The following is a 21,953-nucleotide window of genomic DNA, read 5'->3' as shown; positions in this document are numbered from 1 at the left end:
ATCAACTCGGGGAGGTGAGGAATCAAACTACGTTAAGTGCGGCAGCCCGCCTAAGGTACAAACTCCACCTTCAACCCCCGACTCGCACTGCGCCCCTGATCATCACTGACCCGCAGCCGATACTCCCCCGACTTGCCCGGCCGCCAGTTCAGCGTGGCTTGCGGCGAACCCTGGCCGATCAAGGTTTGATCAGCAAACCAATACAGCGTCGCCGCATCGCTGGCCGCATTGGCATTCAGCGGGATGCTTTCCTGGGGTTGAGACAAGCGCAATTGGTAGCTCACCTGAGTCAGCGGCGAGCGGATCTGCGGCGCTTCGCTTTGATCACTCAGGCGGTTGGGCTGGCAGTTTTTCAGCACGTTGGGCGGCGTGCGCCTAGGCAGGCCGGCGGCGCGGTACAGGCGTTGCACGTCGCTGGGCCAGAATTCGAAGACTTCTTCGCGGGTGTACTGCGGCTCGAACGGCGGGCAGGCGGCCTTGCCGGTGCGGGTGTCGATCAGCACCGGGCGGTGCAGGTTGGACACGCGAATCGGCGAGACGCCGGGGATGTACCAGGTCTTGCGGGTTTGCGGGCACCAACGGTTGGGCAGTTCCCCGGACGCGGCGCAGACGTCGATGCGCACCAGCCCGGCGGGCGGTTTGTCGGGCTTGATGACGGTGTTGGGCAAGGCCAGGGGCAGGGCGTCGGCGATGCGGAAGAACAGCGGCGCAGCGGTCTTGGCACCGATAAACGCCGGGTTCGGACGGCCATCGAAGTTACCCACCCACACCACCAGCACGTAAGGGCCGACCAGCCCGGCACTCCAGGCATCGTGAAAGCCCCAGGAGGTGCCGGTTTTCCAGGCGGTGCGCCAATGTCGGCCGGGCAGGCCATCCGGGCGTGGATTACGGCGCAGCATGTCGCGCACCATGAACGCGGCCTGGGGCGTGAGCAACGGCGCGCCGGTGGACTGCGGTTGTTCCTGCAAGTAGCGCAGCGGCCGCAGGTGCCCGTCACCGGCCAGCATCACATACAGCCGCGCCAGTTCTTCCGGGGTCATCTCGCCGCCACCGAGGGCCAGGGCCAGGCCGTAGTGGCTCTCGTCGCGCAGGCCCTTGATGCCGGCGCGTTGCAGCAGTCCATACAAGGAGGGCGATTTGACCTGGCTGGCGAGCCACACCGCAGGAATGTTGCGACTACGAATCAACGCATCTCGCGCTGTCAGTGGGCCGACAAAACTGCCGTCGAAATTTTCCGGCTGGAAGTAGCCGAAGTTACTGGGCAAGTCTTTAAGGATGCTCATGGGGTGGATGACCCCCTGATCCAGCGCCAACCCGTAAAGAAACGGTTTGAGCGTCGACCCCGGTGAGCGTCGCGACAGCACGCCATTGACCTGACCGTGCAGGCTTGTGGATAAGTAATCCGCCGAACCTACCAGTGCCTTGACGCTCTGGTCGCGGCTGTCGATCAGGATGGCCGTGGCGTTTTCCACCCCTGTGCTGCGCCGCTCGGCGATAAACCCGGTGATCAGGCGTTCGAGCAATTGCTGCAACGGCAGGTTGAGGGTGCTGTTCAGTTCATTGCCGGTTTGGGAGGCCAGCAGGTGTTCACTCAAGTGCGGGGCGAGGAACGGGATCTGCTGGCGGTTGCGCGCTTCCAGGGGCAAATCGAGCAAACTGTCGTTACGCGGGTCCTGTGGATAAGTTTCGCGCCAGTCCGCCATCAAGCGCAGCCGCGCATGTTGCAGTGACGGCCCGAAGCGCGCCCGCCGCCCCGGCTGCTGCGGAATCACCGCCAGCGCCAGCGCTTCGGACAACGACAACTGCGCCGCCGACTTGCCGAAGTAGATGCGGCTCGCCGCCTCGGCCCCTTCGATATTGCCGCCCATGGGCGCCAGGTTCAGGTAGGCCTCAAGGATGTCGTGCTTGCTGTAGCGCGCCTCCAGCCACAGCGCCAGCACCATCTGCTGCAACTTGCCTGGCACCTGGCGCGTGTTCAGGTCCCACAGGCGCCGGGCCAGTTGCATGCTCAAGGTCGAGCCGCCCTGGCGCTGGCCACCGCTGTAGGTGGCCATGGCCGCCCGCAGCAACGCCGGGGGATTGATCCCCGGGTGCCAGTAGAAATTGCGATCTTCCTTGAGCAGCAAGGCTTCGACCAGTGACGGCGATATCCGCTCCAGGGGTAGCCACAGGCGGTATTGACCGTCATCCGCCAGCGTCATGCGCAACAGCGAACCGTCGTCGGCCAACACCACCCGCGATGAGGTGACAGCCTGTTCCAGCGGGGCATGGGGCCAAAGCCGCAGGCCCACCAGCACCACCGCCGCTACGAGCAGCGGCGGTGCCAGGCGTTTAAGGCTTGGTAATTTCAAGCTGGCCTACTTTGCCGCGCCCTTGCAGGGTGGTTTCGTACATGCCTTCGGCGTAGGCCGGTGGCGTGTTGAAGGTACCGGCGTTGGTGGCGCGCACGCGGTAGACGAAGGTGCCTACATCACGTAGCGCGGTGCCGTACAACACCACGCGATCATCACGCACATCCACATACTCCGGCTGCCAGTTGCTCAGCTCGGTTTCACCGATGGGGGCTTGCCAGCTTTGTTCTTCCTGGCTGTCTGCCTCCACATACTCGGATTCTTCACCCTCACTTTCCTCCGTGCTGGCGGCTTCCGGCTCTGGCGGCAGGCTATACACCGGCTCGACACCGCCGGGCAGCAGGTCGACCACGGCCACTTGTTGCACCTGATCGCGGTCGGTAGCGCGCAGGCGCAGGCGTATCAGGAACTCATCACCCACCGCGACCTTGCTCACCGGCTCGCCCTTGAGGTCGAGGTATTCGTGGATGATTTCCAGGCCATTGTTGATCGGCTTGAGCTTGGCGCCCTTGTCGAAACCGGCTTCGCTGAGCATGTAGAACGCGGCTGGGCCGTCGGATTTTTCCATCACTAGCTTTTGCGTGGCGCCCGGCACGGCGGCGCGCGGTGGCTGACCGGCCATCTCCAGCAATTGCTGTTGCTTGTCACCCAGCCAGGCAGTGGCCTTGAGGGTCATGTCGCTTTGCGCACGCTGGCCGTAGTTGTCCAGGGCACGCAGCAGCAGGGCCGCAGACAGTGAGTTGTAACGCTGCTCGTTGAGGCGCTTGCCGAGTTTATCCAGCAGCGCTGCAGGCACATCGTCCATCAGCTCCGGGAAATGTCGCGCCAACAGGTGCAGGTGTTCGGCGTCATGAACCAGCGGGTCGTAGTACAAACCGTCGCTGTCCCACTTATCCACAAGGGAACGCCATGGAATCTTGCGGAACAGGGTATCGGCCTGGCGATCCTGCTTGAGCAGCTTGTAGCTGGCAGCCAGGTAAGCGGCGCCGAGGTCGTTCTGCCAGCTGTCCTTGAAGTAGCTTTCGTAGCGTTCGCGGATATCGCTCAATGCACCACTCACCAGAATCCCCTGACGGCTCAGCAGGTAACTGGCGTAGGCGCGGTTGCGCAATTCCGACAGGCCTTCGCTAGGACCGTTGGCCAGGTCTGTCAGGTACGCGTTCGAGCGCACCAGCAGGTCTTCCGGCACTGGCAGCCCGCGCTCCTTGGCTTCGATCAGGAAGTCGGTGGCGTAGAGGCTAGCGTAGGGCGCCACATCGGGGTTGGCGGCCCACAAGCCAAAGCCACCGGCCTGGTTCTGACGCTGGCGCAGCATGCGTACCGCACTGCCGAAAGCGTGCTCGGCTTCAGGCGCATTGCCGCCCCAGATCAACGCCGGCATGGCCTTGGACACTAGTTGCTCGGTGCAGGCATAGCCGTAGTCGTCCAGGTAGTGCTTGAGGCCGTTAGCCCATACCAGCGGCGAGGCAGCCACACCCAGTTGCACATCGCGCAGTTGGCTGAACAGTTCGCGGGTCGGTTTCAGCTCTTTGCTGGCGCTGTCGAAGCGGCCCAGGCTCAGGGCGACGCGATGTTCGCTCAGTGGCCGGATCGAGGTGGTTTCCGCGACCTGAATGCGCTTGCCATCCGGCAATACCGCGACAAAGCGCAAATCCGCCGAGCCGAGGGTGTCACCGACCTTGATCTTGAACTCGGCCGTGCCTTCCTTGCGCGGTTGCAGAGACAGCGTGCTGCCCTTGTCACCCTGCACCACCAGACCGTTGCTGGTCTGCACTTCAAACTTCACGTCCGCCGCTGCGTCGAGGTTGCTGAACACCCCGGCGCTGACGTTGAACACATCCCCCGGCGCCACAAAGGCCGGCACGTTCGGCGTGATCACGATGGGCCCGCGTACGTCGGTACTGGCTTCGCTCACACCCACGCTGTCACTGTCCACGGCCACCGCAAACAGGTGCAGCTTGCCGTTGAAGCTGTCCGGCACCTGGTAATGCAGCACGGTTTCGCCGGCCGGCAAGTCCACCAGCCCGGACCACCAGGCCACTGGCGGCTGATGTTTACGCTTGAACGGGTTGAGGTGATTGGCCTGCGCACCTTCCGTATCACCACCCGGCGCCGCCCCACTGAGCAAACGGCTGAATTCCGGCAGGATCAGGTCAAGGATCTGACTGGTGCCGACTTCCAGCGCACGCTTCTGGAAGAAGAAGCCCAGCGGATCCGGCGTCTGATAGCGCGCCACTTGCAGGATACCTTCATCGACGGCGTACACCACGGCCCGACCCGGGCGGTCGGCGTTGACCTTGATATCCAGCGTCTGCCCCGGTTCGATCTTCGCCGGGCCTTCCACCTTCAAGGCCATGCGCCGCGCATCCAGGTTGATGCTGAACGGCACCACGCCATAGGACAGCGGGCTCATGTACACCTCGGCCGAGCCCATGTCGCGCACAAACTGCACGTTGACGTAGGCATTGCCCTCAAGCCCTGCGGGAACACGGATATGTTGCACGCTGTTGGTGCTGTCGGCCTTGAACCACTGCTGGGTGTAGACCTTGTCGCGCTCGATGGTGATCAAGCCGGCGCCGGTGTACGGGGCACGGATACTGATGGCGATCTCATCACCGGTGGCGTAGCTGCGTTTGTCCAGGCGCAGTTGCAGTTCGGCGTTGCGTTCCAGGGAGCGCGAGGTGTTGCCACGCCCGGCCACGCTGTAGTCGATCTGGTTCAGCAGGTTGCCGTTGGCGTCCTTGAGTTGCAGGGTAAAGTCGCCCGGCGCTGAGGTGTTCAGGGTCTGCTTGGCGCCTTCTTTCGTCATCACCAACGGTAACGCGGGCTGGCTGATGTTCTTGATGCGTGACTCGTACTTGTAGGTGCCGTTGGACTGTTTCACCAGCACCGACACATAACGGTGCTCGACCACTTCACTGGTCAGGCCGTCCACCGCCAGCGGTGTCAGGTCTGGCGCGACAGCCAGCCATTGCACTTGGCGCGGTGCATCCTTGGCGACGTACGACAACGAATCCTGACTTTTCACACCCACCAGGTAGGGCGCGGACGACACCAGCAAGGCACTTTGCGCCGCCACATTGCGACCGCCTTCAGCCTCGAACACCTGGGTCATCACCTGTAAACGATAGGTGCTGTTGGCGAAGCGCTGCAGGTTGAGGTCGAGCACGGCCTGGCCGTTGTCGTCGACGGTGGTTTCGGCCAAGTCTTCGGTCGTGGCGTCTTCCAGTGAGTCGTTGAGGCGGAAACGGTAATCCGGGTAGCGATCAAAGGCCGCAAGCGTTGGGCTCAGGGACATTTTTGCCGTCACGCGTCGGCCGGACGCCGGGGCGCCGAACAGGTGCATGGCGGTGACCTTGGCCACCACTTGGTCCGGTGGAATCCAGCCCTGCACCGGCGTGTCATGCAGGCTCAGGCTGACCTTCATGCGGTCCGGCTCGAAGTCGCGGACCTTGAAGCTCACGCTGCCCAGGTCGGTGCGGGTCTGTTTCTGGCCAATCAACTGCAAGGTCGCGGTGTACTCCCCGGCGGGGGCGACTTCGCTGCTGGGGAAATCAAAGGTTTCAAAGCCACTGGCGGACAGCTTCAGCGGCTGGCGAATCACCTCCAGCCCACGCGGGTCGGTGATTTGCAGCTCCACCGGCAGGCCTTGCAGCAGGCCCTTCCAGTTGCCGCTGCGCACGATCATGCCCAGGTGCGCGGTTTCGCCGGGCCGGTACAGGCCGCGATCGGTAAACAGGTAGGCGCTGAGGCGATCAATCGCACCGTCTTCTTCCAGTCCGCCGACGTCGAAACGCGACAAATCCAATTGTTGGGACTGACGGGCGATCGGTAGGAACGACTGGTCATTGCCGCGCGTGACCACGTACATCAGCGGCGTTTTCTCACGACGCAATTCATCCAGCTTGGCGAAGTGCGCATGGCCTTCGGCGTCGGTGCGGCCACTGCTTACCGGCAAACCGTTGCGACCGATGATGTCCACTTGTGCATCGGACACCGGCGAGCCATTGCCGATGGACTGCACGTACACGTCATGGCTGCCATCGCTGGAGCGCTTGGCGATGATGCCCAGGTCCGTCACCACGATGAAGCGCAGGTCGCTGGTGCTGCTGCGGTCGTACTCGAACGTGCGCGTGGCCGGGTCGTCCTGCGGGCTGAGCTTGAGCACGAAAATGCCGCGCCGACCGCCGTTGGCCGTGAGGTAGTGGCTGAGGTCGACATTGTCGTAGACGGTTTTCGCCGGGTCATTGGATGACAGCGGGATATCCAACGCCTGACGCTCGACCATGCGATCAAAATATTCGTTGCCGAAGTTCGGCCGGGCAAAGCTGCCGCTGCTCTGATCCACCAGGTGTTGCAATTGGTTGGGCAACAGGCGGGCGATTTCCACATGGGCGCCGGGCACGCCACGGGCCATGAAGCCCAGGCGTTTTTCGCCGTTGAGGCTGAGCAAGGCGCCATCGGACAAGAACTGCAAGGTACGCGGATACGCCGGCATGCTGATCAGCGACGCCGTAGGATTTTTTGCCAGGTAGCCGCCGATGGCTTCCAGGTTGGCGGGTACGCGCACATACACCGCGCGACCGGCCGGGGCCTTGAACTTGAAGGCGTGCAGGGTGTTCAGCGGCTCGACGCTGGGCACGTGGGTCAGGTTGATTTTGGTGCTGCGGGCGAGCAGGGCGTCATCAATGTCGTTGCTGCTGTAGGGGCGCGTGTCGTCCTGGGCTTTTTCCGGCAGGAGCCAGGCCTGCACCTTACCGGCGATGGTCTCATCGGCCACGGCGCTGGAACTGCTGAACATCAGCACCGGCTCCGGCTCGCCACGTTGGTTGTCGACAAAGCTCACTTCGGCGCCGGTAAAGGTCAGGCGATAGCGACCGGGCACGGTGACTTCCGCCACCAGCGGTGCGGTGCTGGCGTTGCCGCCGTCGCGGGCCTTGATGCCTTCGTCGAGCTTGGCGTTGACCGGCGTGCTTTCCAGCGGCGTGGCCAGGGCAGCGGAGCGTACGTAGGCGTTGAGTTTCTTCTCGTCGAAGGTGATTTCCGGCCGGTTGGGCAACTGGGCGTCGCGGTAGGCCAAGCCTTTGCCGAGGGTTACTGTGACGCGCTTGCGTAGGCTGTCTTCATCTACCGGGTGGGAAAAACGGAAGGTCGCCACCAGCTGTTTCAGCGTCGGGTTGGACGGGTCCTGGTACAGCTCGTTTTGCGCCAGGGTGGCGCGGAACGGTTGGGTGGAGAACTGCGCGCTGTACTGGTCCAGCAATACGCCGTCGGCGAGCAAGGTTTTCTTCGCCATTTCGAGGGTGTAATGGGCATCGATGGGCCAGTCTTTTTCCGGTACGAACAACAGGCTGCGGTCGTCCGCCCAGCGCCAGGTGCCCGCGACCGCAGGTTTGAGGGTGATGCCCTCGGTGACCGGCTTGCCGATGGCCGCCAGCGGGGCCACGGATTCGCCGAAACGCACCTGCAAGTTATCCACAACCGGCGTGGGTTGGGTGTAGTCGGTGAGGTTCGGTTTGTGCAGCGAGTAGCTCGCGGTATGTGGCTGCGGCAGGTTGGAATACCAATGCCAGCCGTAGAAACCAGCGGCCGCCAGCAACACCAGGCCTACTACGCCAGCACCGGTTTGACGTGGATAAGCGCGGGCCTTGCTGCCCAGGTTAGCCAGCCCACGGCCGATGGCACGCAGCCAGCGGGGCGGATGCCACTGGCCAAAGACGGCCCCCACCACAGTCAATAATGCACCGACAATACGGCGGCTGATCGCTTTGAACGAATCGAACATGGTGAGCATCCCTGGCTAAGTGCGGCGTATCTTACACGCGTCTTTGATACAAAAGATGACGCAGATACGCCGACCCGCTAGGCGTGTTGCACAAAGGTGAGGCGCACCGCAAAACCGATCAAAAGACTGCCGAATAACCACTGCTGCACACGCTGCGCCGAGCGATTGCGTGCCAGCCACTGACCGATGCGCGCCCCGGCCAGGGCGTAGCAACAGTCGAAGGCGAAACCGACGGCCACCAGGATCACACCCAGCAACGCAAACTGCGCCGCCACCGGGCCGGCCTGGGGGTTGATGAACTGGGGCAGCAGCACCGAACAGAACAGCAGGGCCTTTGGGTTGAGCAGGTTGGTGAGCAGGCCGCGCTGAAAGGCTGCACGCCAGGCGCGGGCCGGTGTGGCGCCATGGGCCGTGTCGAGTGCCGGCAGCATGTTCGCACGCAAGCACTGCACGCCAAGCCACAGCAGATACGCCGCGCCGCCCAGGCGCACCACATCGAAGGTCCAGGGCGCCACTTTGAACAACGTCGCCAAGCCCATGCCCGCCAGCGCCACATGACAGGCGCGGGCCAATCCCAGGCCAATCGCAGTGGTCAGCGCCAAGGCCTTGCCCTGGCGTGCGCCGGTTTGCAGCAGCAGGATCATGTCCGGCCCCGGCAGTAGATACGCCACCGAAAGAGCCACCAGGAATAACCAGAGTTCCGCCATGTTTCACCCCCCTTGTGTGTCGGCCAATTCTAGGGCGCAAGTGCGGGGCAGGTGCTTGCGTAGTCAGCCAGAAAAGCGTCTAGTCTTGGCACTCTCTGCCACTGAATATCTGATCGGCCATTCATTTATGCCAAATCTGAAACTCGATGCGTTTGACCGCAAGATTCTCGAAGCCCTGCAACGTGACGGCCGCTTGAGCAATGTGCAACTGGCTGACGAAATCGGCCTGTCTGCCTCGCCTTGCTTGCGACGGGTACGCCTGCTGGAGGAAGCCGGCGTGATTCGCGGCTACCAGGCCACGCTGGACCGTGACGAAGTGGGACTGGGGATGATGGTGTTCGTGGGCGTGAAGGTGGAGCGGCATAACGACACCGAGGCCAATGCCTTCCGCGAGGCGGTAACGGCGTTGCCGGAAGTGATCTCGGCGTTCCTGGTGTCGGGGGAGTCGGACTTTCTGTTGCAGGTGGTGGTGCCGGATTTGCGCGGGTATGAGCGGTTTGTCACTGGCAGCCTGTTGAAACTGCCGGGGGTAAGGGACATCCGCAGCAACTTCGCGATCCAGACCGTGAAAACCCCAGGGGCGTTGCCGCTGGGGCATTTGCCGGGCTAGTGGCGGTGAATCACTGTAGGAGCGAGCTTGCTCGCGAAAAACGTCAACGCTAACGCGGGCATTTCCATCAGGGAGGCCGGCGGCCTTGAGGGAATGATTCAACCTTTCGGCACAGTGCCACAGAACGAATGTGGGAGGGGGCTTGCCCCCGATTGCTGTGTGTCAGCTACCCATGTGTTGTCTGGCACACCGTCATCGGGGGCAAGCCCCCTCCCACAGGTTGATCGTTATTTGGCCTTAGAGCGGTGACCTCAGGTCCACCAGTAGCGCACCAGGTGGAAGAAGATCGGCGCCGCAAAGCACACCGAATCCAGCCGATCCAGCATCCCGCCGTGCCCTTCGATCATATGGCCCCAGTCCTTTACGCCGCGATCACGCTTGATCGCCGACATCACGATGCCGCCGGCAAAGCCGAGCAGGTTGATCAGCAGCGCAATCAGGAACGACTGCCACGGGTTGAACGGTGTGGTCCACCACAGCGCAGCGCCGATCAAGGATGACAGCAGTATCCCGCCGACGAAGCCTTCGACTGTTTTGGAGGGCGACAGGTTGGGTGCGATCTTGTGTTTGCCGAACAACTTCCCACACACGTACTGCAAAACGTCCGACAGCTGCACCACGATCACCAGGTAGGCGATCAGCAGCAGGTTGCGACCTTCGTAGCCGGGGATGTCTAGGGTGAGCAGGGCGGGCACAAACGACACGCAGAACACGGCGATCATCAGGCCCCATTGCACTTTCGAGGCGCGTTCGAGGAAGTGCGTGCTGTCGCCGCCCAGGGAGGCGAGGATCGGCAGCAGCAGGAACACGTACACCGGGATGAAGATCGAGAACAGCCCGTACCAGTCCGAATAGATCAGCAGGTATTGCAGCGGCAGCGCCAGGTAGAACGCGGCGACCAGCGCCGGGTAATCGCTGCGGCGGGTGGGGGTGAGGGTGAGGAATTCGCGCAGGGCGTAGAACGACACCGCGTAGAACAGCAGGATCACCGCGCCGGTGCCGAGCCAGAAGGCGATGCCGATCACCACCACCATCACCCACCAGGCGTTGATGCGGGCGTTGAGGTTGTCGATCACCGCGTTGGGCGTACCACGGGTGCGCAGTTTGAGGATCAGGCCGATCAGCGAGGCCAGCACCAGAATCGCGCCGATACCGCCGAACAACATCAGGGTTTGGCTATCCATGTCAGACGTGCTCCGGAGCAAGGGCGAGCAGAGCATCGCGGGTACGGGCCAGGAAGGCGGCTTTGTCTTCGCCGTCTGCCAATTGCAGCGGGGCGCCGAAGCTGGTGGTGCACAACAAAGGCAGCGGCAGCACGCGGCCCTTGGGCATGACGCGGTTGAGGTTAGCGATCCACACGGGGATCAACTCGGCCTGTGGGTAACTTTTCGCCAGGTGATAAAGGCCGCTTTTGAACGGCAGCAGGCCGTCTTCGAGGTTGCGCGTGCCTTCCGGGAAGATGATCAGCGAGTCGCCGCCTTCCAGGGCGTCGAGCATCGGCTGTAGAGGGTTATCCACAGGGTCCTTGCGTTCGCGGTCGATCAACACGCCGTTGAACACCCGGTTGATGATGTAGCGGCGCAGGGCGCTTTTGTTCCAGTAATCACTGCCGGCCACCGGGCGCGTGAATTTGCGCAGGTTTTGCGGCAATGACGCCCAGAGCAACACAAAGTCGCCGTGGCTGCTGTGGTTGGCGAAGTAGATGCGTTGCACCGGCACCGGCGCGCACCCAAGCCACAGGCTGCGGGCGCCGGTGACGGTGCGGGCCATGGAGGTAATCAGCGTGGCGACCACGGGTTCGAACATGGGGATTCCTTATCCGGCGAAAGGCAGCCAAGGGCTGGCGAGGATCACGCCCAGGGTCAGCAGCGCTTGCGCGCCGAGCAGCCAGGCTTGTTTGCGCAACAGTTTGAGCGCGCCGCGACGTCGTTCAGCCCAGGGCCGGCCAATGCGCTTGGTCGATTGCAGGCCGAGCGTCACCAGGGCCTGGTCGAGGTCCGGCGTGCGCTCGATGTCGCGAGCCAGCAGGGCGAACAGGTCGGCGTCGAACGCCACGCGCAGCGCCCAGTACTTTTGCAGCAGCCCGAGGATAATCATCCACAGGCTGAGCAGCAGGCAGATGATCGAAATACTCGCCATCAACAACTGCGCCAGGCCGAACAGCACGCCGGCCAGGGTCAGGCCTGTGGATAACTGATCCAGCGAACGACCACGACGCAGCAGGCTGGCGACCACCTGCAGTTCCATATCAGCGGGCATGAGGCAAACCCTCCAACGCTTCTCGGTGTGCGGGGTGCAGGACCACATTGGTCCGTGCTGTACGAATGATAGTCAGCGCCTGCTCTACCGTCGCGGCGCGCCCGGTGTGCAGCAACCAGGCGGCGACGGCGGTAGCGCTGCGCGAGTAGCCGAGGGCGCAGCACACCAGCACGGGGCCGCTGACGCGCAGGCGCTCGATGGCTTGGGCGGCTAGCAGGCATTCGGCAGGCGTGGGTGCGATCAGGTCCAGCACCGGGATGGATTGATAGGCGCGCCCCTGTGGATTAATCGGCAATTCGGCACACAGATCGACGATGGCCGTGAAGGGCGCTTGCTCGCTTGTGGTAGGAATACGCCCGAGCCAGACGTTATCCACAATCAGGTCGGGCTGTGGATGTTTGCGTGTCCACAGGCGCGAGTTGATCCAGGCGGCGGCTAGGTACGGTGCGTACAGCCAGCGTGCGGCGGGGGTCAGTTGGCCGTCGGTGCGTTTCTGGAAACCCGCAGCGCCCAGCACGAAGTAATTGGCCTTGATCAAGGCGAGGGCAACCGCTGGCCATAGTAGCCACAGCCAGGCGCCGCCCAATACAAATGCTGGAATCGCCAACAGCATCGCGCCAAGTCCATAGCGCATGCCCAACCGCCAACGCGTGGGATCTCGCGTCAGCCGTGCACTCAACAACGGGCTCGGATGTTCCACCGGCCACAACCACACGCAGATCCACCCGGCGAGGGCGCCTGTGGGTAAGTCGATAAAGTGATGTTGATAAGTGGTCAGCACCGAAATGCCGATCAACGCGAACCAGCCGTGCACCAGCCAACGCCAGAAACCCTGGGTGTGACGCTGGTACATGACCCACAGGATCACCAGCAGCGCGATATGCAGAGACGGCGCCTGGTTGAACGGTTTGTCGAACCCGGCCAGCACCGCGAACAGCCAGCCGAACACGCCGTCCAGCTCCGGCCGCTCGAAGGTGAAGCGCAACGGCCAGATCAGGAAGCAACTCACCGCAATCACCTGGGCACTCAGCAGGCGCAGCGCATGCTGCTTCAACTCATGGCGGGTGTTGGGCAACAACAGCGAAAACCCGTAGAGCAGGTCGATGGACCAGTAGGGCACGATGGTCCATGCCCAGAACGGCATATGGGTTTCCCAGCCGAACACCAGCGTGCCGACGTCGCTACGCTGGCTGGTGACCCAGGTGGCAAAGCCGTAGGTGCTGAAGAACAGCGGCGCCAACAGCAGCAGCCACAGCACCGCGGGTTTCAATAAACCGGGTTCGCGCATGTTCAGATCTTCTGTGCCAGGGACACGGTGAAAATGCCCCACTCATCCACACGCTGGGTGATCTTGCGGAAACCGGCGGCTTCCACCAGTTGATCCATTTCTGCCTGGCTGCGCCGGCGCATTACCCAGGCCTGGCCCTGGCGGTGGCTGGTCAGGGCGCGGGCGATCAATTCCAACTGCGGGTGCCACGGTTGGCCGGTGTAGACCAGGTAACCGCCCGGCTCCACCGCTTCGGCCAGCCCGGCCAGCGAACCGCCGACCATGCCGTTATCGGCAAACAACTCATACAGCCCGGACACCACAGCCAGGGTCGGCTTGGGGTCGAGTGCCGCGAGGTCCAGGCGGTCGAACGCATCCCCTTTGACGAACTGCGCGATATCCCCCAAACCCTTCTCGCGAATCAACGCGCCACCGTCGCGCACGTTGATGTCGCTGTAGTCGCGCAGCAGGATCGATTCCGGCAGTGGCGACACGCCCTGCAAGGCTTCCAGGATGTAGCGACCGTGGCCGGCGGCGATATCGACGATGCGCACTTCACGATCTTCACCACGCAACCTGGCCATGGCCAGGCGCAGCAGTTCCTCCACATTCAGCTTGCGCTGGCGAATACCGCGCCAGCCGATGGAGTTGAGGTAGTTGGTGTCGATCATCCGCCCCAGCCCGCCCTTGCCGGTGGGCGTGTTGCGGTACACGTAGTCCAGGGTGCTGCCGGAGTCGAAACCGGTGTCGAAGCCCAGTTTCACCCCGTCCGACAGGTTCTTGCCCAGGCCCATGCTGGCGCGGGTCATGCGCCAGTACAGGTCGCGCAGGGAGTTGCGCGGCAGCGGTGCGGCAAGGGCTTCGGATTCGGCGCAGGTGGCGCCGAGTTTGTCGGCGTCCAGCAACGAGGCGCGGTCCAGCGGGTGTTCGAAGTTCTGCAGAATGAAGCGCCGGGCGCTGCTCACGGCGCTGGCGCGATCACGTTCGCCGAGGGTGTCGTGGAAGAAACCGGGGAGGATGTGCAGCTCTTTTTTCAGGCTGCCCAGGCGGTCGAAGAACTGCTGCTGGGGTTTGCGGTGCACCACGAAGTCGGAGCCGGAGACCAGCAACTGGGTCGGCACCTGGATCGCCTGGGCATCGGCGACCACACGGTCGGCAGCTTCGTACAGGCCCAGCAGCACATTTACTGAAATGGCCTTGGTGATCAGCGGGTCGCTGTCGTAGGACGCCACGCGTTCCGGGTCATGGCTGAGGAACTTGGCCTTGACGTAGCTGTTGACGAAAAAGTTGCCGCGAAACTTGCGCATCAACGCCAGGCCCGGCCGGGCGAAGGGCACGTAGAGCTTGACCTTGAACGCCGGCGAGGCGAGCACCAGGGCACGGATTTTCGGCGCGTAATCGTGCACCCAGGTCGCGGCAATCACTGCGCCGACGCTTTGCGCGATGACGGCAAAGTTTTCTTCCGCGATGCCGTAAGTGGCGCCGATATAGTCGCAAAAGGTCTGCACATCGCGCGCGCTGGTGGCGAAGCTGGGGCTGTCACCGCGCTCGCCGGGGGATTGGCCGTGGCCGCGGGCGTCCCAGGCGAAGAAGTCGAATTGCGGCAGGTTCAGCTCATCCACCAGGTGGGCGATACGCCCTGAGTGCTCATGGCCGCGATGGAACAGCACGATGGCCTGGCGCTGGCCGGTGTTTTCGGTGGCCGGCCAGTGCCGATAAAAAAGCTCGACGCCATCATGGGTACTGAAGGTGTGCTGCTGCTGTTCGCGCATCGCAAAAATCCTTATGCAATCGGTGAGGTTTCTTGTTGTTCTTTAAGGCCCTGGCGCACCCGGTTGACCAGGGTGTAGGCGAGCAGGGCAGCCACCAGCCACATCACCGCGTCGACCCAGCCGGCGCCCAGCCAGCCCAGTGCCACACCGGTGGCCAATACGCCGAGTACAAAGGCACGATCACTCTTGCCCATCGGACCGTCATAGCGGCGCGATGCACCGACCATCGGCCCGAGCACACCGGCGTACTCGCTGAACACCGCCAGCAGCGCCACCAGCAGCACCGGCGCCAGGCTCACACCGGGGATCAGCGCAAACGGCAGGATCAGCGCGCTGTCGGCGATCACGTCGCACAGTTCATTGAGGTAGGCGCCCAGGCGCGACTGCTGGCCGAATTCCCGAGCGAGCATGCCGTCGATGGCGTTGAGAGCCATGCGCAGGATCATCCACAGCGGAATCAGCGCGAACAGCCACAGTTGGGTGGCGAAGCTGGCGATGAGCAGGCCGACCAGCAGCGAAACCACGCCGGCCAAGACGGTGATCTGGTTGGCGGTGGTGCCATTGTCGTAGAGGCGCTGCACCAGTGGACGCAGCAGGTTTTGAAAACGCGGTTTGAGCTGATAGATCGAAATCATGGGGGATGACGCTTCCTTGTCCGTGGACCCGCGAAAAACTGTTTTGGAGTGTGCCGATTAATCCTCGCCTGCACCAGTGATGGCGTGTGTTTCTGGGGGTTTAGTCACGATCTTGACGGTGCGGTAGATCAAATGTGGGAGGGGGCTTGCCCCCGATGGCGATGGGCCAGTTGAAACCGGTGTTGACTGACACACCGCTATCGGGGGCAAGCCCCCTCCCACAGGGGAACGGTGTACCGCTTAACGCGATGTTTATCGAACAAAAATTTCACGCTCCGTGTTATATCGTAACGAATTATGTACACGTGGGCGTTGAGTGGATGCAAGTGGATCTGGAAACTGACGGTGCTTCGGTAGAAGGCCTTCCGCGTTTTCAACAAGGGCAGTTCCATGCCCGTCGATTGCGTCAGGCCGGTATCAGCCTGACGGTGCTGGCCGTTGCCGGTTGGGTGCTGGCGCTGTTTGTCGCGCTGTTCGCGCCACTGTCGATATGGCCGGTGGTATTAATCAACTGCGTGTCGGCGTTGCTGTTGCTGGTGGCCGGGTTGCAATCGGCGTGGTGGGTCGCGGATTGGCGCGCCCAGGCGTTGGAAGAACCTGCGGTTGAAGTGCCGCTTGAAGACCCAGGCCGCTATGCACGGTTCATGCAGCGATTTGGCAAGCAGATCGGCGCGCCCGTGTTGTGGCTTGGTGGCTGGTCATTGCTGGCGTTGATCAGCGTTGTCGAGTTCTGGAACCTGGGGTTGCCCGCTGCACCGGTCGGCCAGTCGGCCAGCATCGGCGCCGCGCTGGCGTTGGCTTTGGCGTTTGGCTTGCTGGTGTTCGAACGCCGCCTGGCCCAGGAAACCGCCGCGCAATGGCCGGAAGCCGCGCAGCTCGCGCAGTTGAGCCGGGTGGCGATTGTGTGCCTGGTGCTCAGTGCGATTTGCCTGCTGTTTGCTGGTGCCGAGTCCGTTTGGCCATTGCGCCTGGCGGTGTTGATCGGCCTGCTGCCCGCGCTGGTCTCGCTGGAGTTTGTGCTCAGGGCCGTGTTGTCGCTGTTCAGCCCACGCCAGCCGCGCCTCGAACCGCGCCTGATGGCCCAGAGCTTTATCGCCGGGCTGCTGCGCTGGCCGCCGCAACCCTTGCTCGCCTTGCAGCACGAATTGCACAACCGCTTCGGCATCGACCTGCGCCAGATCTGGGCGTTTACCTACATGCGCCGGGCGTTCCTGCCGGTGCTGCTGGTGGTGCTGGCGGTAGGTTGGGTGCTCACCGGCGTGCACGAAGTGCCCCTGCAAGGCCGTGGGATTTATGAGCGCTTCGGCAAGCCCGTCGAGGTGTTCGGCCCCGGTTTGCATGCTGGCTTGCCCTGGCCGTTGGGTCGTGTGATCAGCGTCGAGAACGGCGTGGTGCATGAGCTGGCCACCAGCGTCAGCGACGCCGCTACGCCGGAGTTGGCGCCTGCCGAAGGCCCGGCGCCGCTGATCGCCAACCGCTTGTGGGACGCCAGTCATGTGAACGACAAGTCCCAGGTGATCGCCAGCAGCAGCGGCGACAAGCAGAGCTTCCAGATCGTCAACATGGACGTGCGTTTCGTCTACCGCATCGGCCTCACCGACCAGGCCGCGCTCGCTGCCACCTATAACAGCGCCAATGTGCCGAGCCTGATCCGCAGCACCGCCAGCCGCATCCTGGTGCATGACTTTGCCTCGCGCACCCTTGACGAATTGCTCGGCGAGCAACGTACGAACCTGGCCGACGAAATCGGCCGCGCCGTGCAGGCTGACCTGCAAACGCTCGGCAGCGGTGTGGAAATCCTCGCCACGGTGGTCGAGGCGATCCACCCACCGGCCGGCGCTGCCAACGCCTACCACGGCGTGCAAGCCGCGCAGATCGGAGCCCAGGCGCTGATCTCCCGCGAGCGCGGCGCGGCCAGCGAGCAAACCAACCAGGCCTTGCTGCAAGCCAGCACCGCCCGCGACCAGGCCACGGCCACCGCCCGCGAAGTGAACGCCGGCGCCCAGGCCGCCGACCTGCGTTTTGCCGCCGAACAAAAGGCCTACGCCACCGCCGGCCAGGCGTTCGTGCTGGAACAGTACTTGGGTCAACTCAGCCAGGGCCTGGCCCACGCCAAGCTGCTTATCCTGGATCATCGCCTGGGCGCCGATGGCGCGCCAACGATCGATCTGCGTTCTTTTACCTTGCCGGCCGATCCTTCGCAGCCGCGTAAAGCCGTTCAATAAGGAGTCGGTCCGTTGAGCGCTCATTCTCACGATCACGGTCATCATCATGGCCATCACCACCACCATCATCACGCTGATGAGCACGCCGGCCCATTCCCCTGGCGGCGCATGGCCTGGGCGGTGTTGCTGGTGCTGTTTGCGGTCGCGGCCGCCAGCCTGGTGCAGGTGCGGTCCGGCGAGGCCACGGTGATTACCCGGTTCGGCAACCCGGCGCGGGTGTTGCTGGAGCCCGGCCTGGGCTGGCGTTGGCCGGCGCCGTTCGAAGCGGCGATCCCGGTGGACTTGCGCCTGCGCACCACCTCCAGCGGTTTGCAGGATGTGGGCACTCGCGATGGCCTGCGCATCATCGTACAGGCGTACGTGGCGTGGCAGGTACAGGGTGATGCGGACAATGTGCAGCGCTTCATGCGTGCGGTGCAGAACCAGCCGGATGAAGCGGCGCGGCAGATCCGCACCTTTGTCGGCTCGGCGCTGGAAACCACGGCGGCCAGCTTCGACCTGTCTAGCCTGATCAACACCGATGCCAGCCAGGTGCGCATCGCTGATTTTGAAGCACAACTGCGCCAGCAGATTGATCAACAATTGCTCAATACCTACGGCGTGCGCGTGGTCCAGGTCGGGATCGAACGGCTGACGCTGCCGTCGGTGACCCTGACGGCCACCGTCGACCGCATGCGCGCCGAGCGTGAAACCATCGCCACCGAACGTACCGCCGTGGGCAAACGCGAGGCGGCGCAGATCCGCTCTGCCGCCGAGCGCGATGCGCGCATCGTGCAGGCCGACGCCACGGTGAAAGCCGCCGATATCGAGGCCCAGTCCCGGGTCGAAGCCGCGCAGATCTATGGCCGCGCCTACGCCGGCAATCCGCAGTTGTATAACCTGCTGCGCTCGCTGGATACCTTGGGCACCGTGGTCACGCCGGGCACCAAGATCATCCTGCGCACCGACGCTGCACCGTTCCGCGCGTTGGTGGATGGGCCGAAGGACATCCAGCCATGACCGAGCGTGACAGCCCGGACAGCCCGTGGATCCAGGCCGGGCGCCTGGCCTTCCTGGCGCTCTATGCGGTGACTGTATTGGCGGCACTGGCCTGGGCGTTTTCCAATGTGCGCCAGATCGACCCGCAGAACCGCGCTGTGGTGCTGCACTTCGGCGCCCTCGACCGCATCCAGAATGCCGGGCTGTTGCTGGCCTGGCCGCGGCCGTTCGAGCAGGTGGTGCTGTTGCCGGCGGCCGACCGGGTGATCGAGCGTCGGGTGGAGAACCTGTTGCGTTCCGATGCGGCGACCCAGGCCGACCGCGTCGCCAGTTTTGCCACGCCGTTGAGTGATGCACTGGCCGGTTCCGGTTACCTGCTGACTGGCGATGCCGGCGTGGTGCAGCTGGATGTGCGGGTGTTCTACAAAGTCACCGAGCCTTACGCCTTTGTGTTGCAGGGCGAGCATGTGCTGCCGGCCCTGGATCGGTTGGTGACCCGCAGCGCCGTGGCCCTGACCGCCGCGCGTGACTTGGACACGATCCTGGTGGCCCGCCCCGAGCTGATCGGCACCGACAACGGCGCCGCTGAACGTCGCGAACGGCTGCGCGGCGACCTGGTGCAAGGCATCAACAAGCGTCTCGTGGAGTTGGCTTCCACAGGCTTGGGGCTGGGTATCGAAGTGACCCGCGTCGACGTGCAGTCGAGCCTGCCAGGCCCGGCGGTGAATGCCTTCAATGCGGTGCTCACCGCCAGCCAGCAGGCGGATAAAGCCGTGGCCAACGCGCGCACCGACGCCGAGAAACTCACCCAGACCGCGACCCAGCAGGCCGACCGCCTGGTGCAAGTCGCCCATGCCCAGGCCAGTGAACGCCTGGCCAATGCCCAGGCGCAAACCGCCACGGTCGCCAGTCTGGCCCAGGTGAAAGACCCGGGCTTGCTGCTGCGTCTGTACCGCGAGCGCCTGCCGAAGATTCTCGGCCAGGCCGGTTCGGTGACCACGGTCGATCCCAAAGACGACTCCCGCTTGATCATCCAGGGAGCCGAACAATGAGCGCGCCTATGCTGACCTCCGCCGAGCAACGCAGTGCTGCCCGGCAATTGACCCTGGCCATGCTGGCCCTGGGGTTGCTGGTGCTGGGCCTGGTGTGGCGCTGGCTGGCGCCGGACCAGAGCGGCGTGAGCCAGTTGCTGCTGGGTGTCGCGTCGCTGTTGGTGGCGGTGCCGGTGATGCGTTCGGCCTGGTACAGTCTGCGGTTCCCGAGCCTGCACGGTATCACCGACCAGTTGATCGCTCTTGCCATGCTGGGCGCCTGGGCTACGGGTGACCTGCTGACCGCCGCGTTGTTGCCGATCATCATGATTTTTGGCCATGTGCTGGAAGAACGCAGCGTGATCGGTTCCCAGGAGGCGATCCATGCCCTGGGCAAGCTGACCCGCAGCCATGCGCGTTTGGTGCAGGCCGATGGCAGCATCCAGGAAGTGGACAACGGCACGCTGAATACCGGCGACATCGTCGAGGTGCGTGCCGGCGACCGGGTGCCGGCGGATGGCGTGGTGCTGTCGGGCCAGGCGAGCCTGGACACGGCGCCGATTACCGGTGAGTCGGTACCGCTGGAAGCCAGCGTGGGTGTGCAGGTGTTTGGTGGGGCGATCAACCTCGATGGGTTGCTGCGCCTGCAAGTGACCCGCACCGGGAACGAGTCCACCCTGGGCAAAGTCATCGCGCTGATGCAGAACGCCGAGCGTTCCAAGCCGCCGATTACGCGGCTGTTGGAGCGGTATGCCGGCAGCTATATGGTGCTGGTGCTGCTGTTGGCGGCGGTGACTTGGTTTGTGACCAATGACGCCCAGGCGATGCTCGCCGTGCTGGTGGCGGCGTGCCCGTGTGCGTTGGTGCTGTCGGCACCGGCCACGGCGATTGCCGGGATCGCCGTGGCGGCGCGGCATGGGATTCTGATTCGCAGCTCGGCGTTCCTCGAAGAGCTGGCGGACCTGACCTCGCTGGTGGTCGACAAGACCGGTACCCTGACCTTTGGCACCTTGCGCCTGCAATCCATCGACACCACGGCGCCGGACCGGCAGGTACTGTTGAACCTGGCGGCGAGCCTGGGCTCGGCCAGCAGCCACCCGGTCAGCCGGGCATTGGCGGGGTTGGCGACGCAGGAACAAATGCTGGCGTTGACGGACATCCGCGAACGCCAGGGCCTCGGCGTGGTGGCGCAGACCGATCAGGGCGAAGCGGCCTTGGGCCGCCCGGAGTTATTCGAGCAGTTGGGCATCTTGACCACCGCGGTGCCGAACCACGATGGCCCCATCGCCGGGCTGGCGTTGAACGGTCAGTTCCTGGCCTGGCTGCTGCTGGCCGATAGCGTCAAGCCGGAAGCCCGCCAGGCCCTGCAAGAGCTGCGTGACCTCGGCCTTGGTCGCCAACTGTTGCTCACCGGCGACCGCCAGAGCGTCGCGGACAGCCTGGCGCTGGACGTGGGCATCAGCGACGTCGAAGCCCAGGCCCTGCCGGAAGACAAGCTCAACCGCGTGCTGGGTGAAATCGGCAGCGGTTTCCGGCCGATGGTGGTGGGCGATGGCATCAACGATTCGCTGGCGCTCAAGGCCGGTGTGGTCGGGGTGGCCATGGGCGCGGGCGGGGCGGATATCGCCCTGGCGTCGGCGGATGTGGTGTTGATCGGCAGTGACTTGCGGCGCCTGGGGACGTGCGTGCGCTTGAGCCGCCAGTGCCGGCAGACGCTGCAGGTCAACGTGATCATCGGTCTGGGCTGGACCTTGGCTATCGTGATATTCGCCGCGTTTGGCTGGTTGGGCGCTGCCGGGGCCATGATTGCGGCGGTGTTGCATAACCTCAGTACCTTGCTGGTACTGGGCAATGCCGGGCGTTTGCTGCGCTTTCAGGAACCCCTTTTGAAGCTTGAAGAATAATTTTCAGAAATTTTTGCACACAGCTGTAACGCGGATGAGGGGCCTCACTCTAGTGGTATGTCGAGACTGAACAATCCGTTCAGACCGACACCCCTACGATCATGAGGAACACAACAATGAACATCAAATCCGCTGCTGCTGGTGCCGCTCTCGCTATGGCTGCCGCCACTATGTTTGCCGGTGTTGCCACCCAGGTGCAGGCTGCAGACGCCACCGTTCACTGCTATGGCGTCAACGCCTGCAAAGGCCAGAACGACTGCAAGACCAAGGACCATGCGTGCAAAGGTCAGGGTTCTTGCAAAGGCCAGGGCTTCCTGTCGATGACCAAGTCGATGTGCGACGCCAAGGGCGGCACCGTCGGCGAATAACCGGCAACCCAGTGCTCCCGCAGCGGCTGCCCCTCACCGCTGCGGACACTTCCCAGGAGTG

15 protein-coding genes are annotated in these 21,953 nt (G+C 63.7%); 6 read left to right on the top strand and 9 right to left on the bottom strand.

What is annotated here, in order from left to right:
* Positions 1–50: 50 nt before the first annotated feature.
* The 3 genes from pbpC to M2497_RS00820 all read right to left on the bottom strand — a co-directional run bounded on the left by pbpC (position 51) and on the right by M2497_RS00820 (position 8,843).
* Positions 51–2,351, bottom strand: coding sequence for a penicillin-binding protein 1C (pbpC, locus tag M2497_RS00830; protein ID WP_248485466.1), 2,301 nt, complete (start codon positions 2,349–2,351; stop codon positions 51–53).
* Positions 2,332–8,136: an MG2 domain-containing protein gene (locus M2497_RS00825; protein WP_248485464.1), complete on the bottom strand. Its 5,805-nt coding sequence runs from the start codon at positions 8,134–8,136 to the stop codon at positions 2,332–2,334. Before M2497_RS00825 ends, pbpC begins: the two co-directional genes overlap by 20 nt.
* Before the next feature lie 77 nt (positions 8,137–8,213).
* Positions 8,214–8,843 carry a LysE family translocator gene (locus M2497_RS00820; RefSeq protein WP_248485462.1) on the bottom strand — a complete coding sequence of 210 codons (630 nt, stop codon included), beginning with the start codon at positions 8,841–8,843 and terminating at the stop codon, positions 8,214–8,216.
* A 136-nt stretch (positions 8,844–8,979) separates the two neighbouring features.
* On the opposite strand from M2497_RS00820, the gene M2497_RS00815 reads away from it, so the two are divergent.
* Positions 8,980–9,453, top strand: coding sequence for an Lrp/AsnC family transcriptional regulator (locus M2497_RS00815; RefSeq protein ID WP_025854407.1), 474 nt, complete (start codon positions 8,980–8,982; stop codon positions 9,451–9,453).
* A 251-nt stretch (positions 9,454–9,704) separates the two neighbouring features.
* On the opposite strand, the gene M2497_RS00810 is transcribed toward M2497_RS00815, so the two are convergent.
* Genes M2497_RS00810 through M2497_RS00785 form a run of 6 tightly spaced genes read right to left on the bottom strand, consistent with a single transcriptional unit; the run spans position 9,705 to position 15,386 of the window.
* On the bottom strand, positions 9,705–10,637 hold the full coding sequence (locus M2497_RS00810) for a phosphatidate cytidylyltransferase (RefSeq protein ID WP_017528659.1): 933 nt from the start codon (positions 10,635–10,637) through the stop codon (positions 9,705–9,707).
* Position 10,638: 1 nt separating this feature from the next.
* Positions 10,639–11,259, bottom strand: coding sequence for a lysophospholipid acyltransferase family protein (locus tag M2497_RS00805; RefSeq protein WP_248485461.1), 621 nt, complete (start codon positions 11,257–11,259; stop codon positions 10,639–10,641).
* A 9-nt stretch (positions 11,260–11,268) separates the two neighbouring features.
* Positions 11,269–11,712 (bottom strand): hypothetical protein, encoded by a 444-nt coding sequence (locus tag M2497_RS00800; RefSeq protein ID WP_248485459.1) that lies wholly within the window; start codon positions 11,710–11,712, stop codon positions 11,269–11,271.
* Positions 11,702–13,000, bottom strand: coding sequence for a phosphatase PAP2/dual specificity phosphatase family protein (locus M2497_RS00795; protein WP_248485457.1), 1,299 nt, complete (start codon positions 12,998–13,000; stop codon positions 11,702–11,704). The genes M2497_RS00800 and M2497_RS00795 overlap by 11 nt, the downstream gene beginning before the upstream one ends.
* 2 nt (positions 13,001–13,002) lie before the next feature.
* Entirely contained in the window at positions 13,003–14,751 is a 1,749-nt protein-coding gene (locus M2497_RS00790; protein WP_248485455.1) for a bifunctional alpha/beta hydrolase/class I SAM-dependent methyltransferase, read from the bottom strand.
* Positions 14,752–14,762: 11 nt separating this feature from the next.
* Positions 14,763–15,386, bottom strand: a complete 624-nt coding sequence (locus tag M2497_RS00785) for a CDP-alcohol phosphatidyltransferase family protein (protein WP_248485453.1) — start codon at positions 15,384–15,386, stop codon at positions 14,763–14,765.
* A gap of 320 nt (positions 15,387–15,706) precedes the next feature.
* Between M2497_RS00785 and M2497_RS00780 the strand changes: the two genes are divergently transcribed.
* The 5 genes from M2497_RS00780 to M2497_RS00760 all read left to right on the top strand — a co-directional run bounded on the left by M2497_RS00780 (position 15,707) and on the right by M2497_RS00760 (position 21,892).
* The gene (locus tag M2497_RS00780) at positions 15,707–17,611 is read left to right on the top strand and encodes a protease modulator HflK (RefSeq protein WP_248485451.1); all 1,905 of its coding nucleotides are present in this window, start codon (positions 15,707–15,709) and stop codon (positions 17,609–17,611) included.
* Between the two features lie 12 nt (positions 17,612–17,623).
* Positions 17,624–18,610, top strand: coding sequence for a protease modulator HflC (locus tag M2497_RS00775; protein ID WP_248485450.1), 987 nt, complete (start codon positions 17,624–17,626; stop codon positions 18,608–18,610).
* Complete coding sequence (locus M2497_RS00770) at positions 18,607–19,641, top strand: protease modulator HflK (RefSeq protein WP_248485448.1); 1,035 nt, start codon at positions 18,607–18,609, stop codon at positions 19,639–19,641. The genes M2497_RS00775 and M2497_RS00770 overlap by 4 nt, the downstream gene beginning before the upstream one ends.
* The gene (locus M2497_RS00765; RefSeq protein WP_248485447.1) at positions 19,638–21,524 is read left to right on the top strand and encodes a cation-translocating P-type ATPase; all 1,887 of its coding nucleotides are present in this window, start codon (positions 19,638–19,640) and stop codon (positions 21,522–21,524) included. The genes M2497_RS00770 and M2497_RS00765 overlap by 4 nt, the downstream gene beginning before the upstream one ends.
* Positions 21,525–21,640: 116 nt before the next feature.
* Positions 21,641–21,892, top strand: coding sequence for a hypothetical protein (locus tag M2497_RS00760; RefSeq protein ID WP_058424339.1), 252 nt, complete (start codon positions 21,641–21,643; stop codon positions 21,890–21,892).
* Positions 21,893–21,953: the final 61 nt, after the last annotated feature.

The sequence above is a fragment of the Pseudomonas sp. CYM-20-01 genome (genome assembly GCF_023169845.1).
GTDB classification, from domain to species: Bacteria; Pseudomonadota; Gammaproteobacteria; order Pseudomonadales; family Pseudomonadaceae; genus Aquipseudomonas; species Aquipseudomonas azotoformans.
The sequence above is the reverse complement of the archived record's forward strand: the minus strand, read 5'-3'. Positions and strand labels throughout refer to the sequence as shown.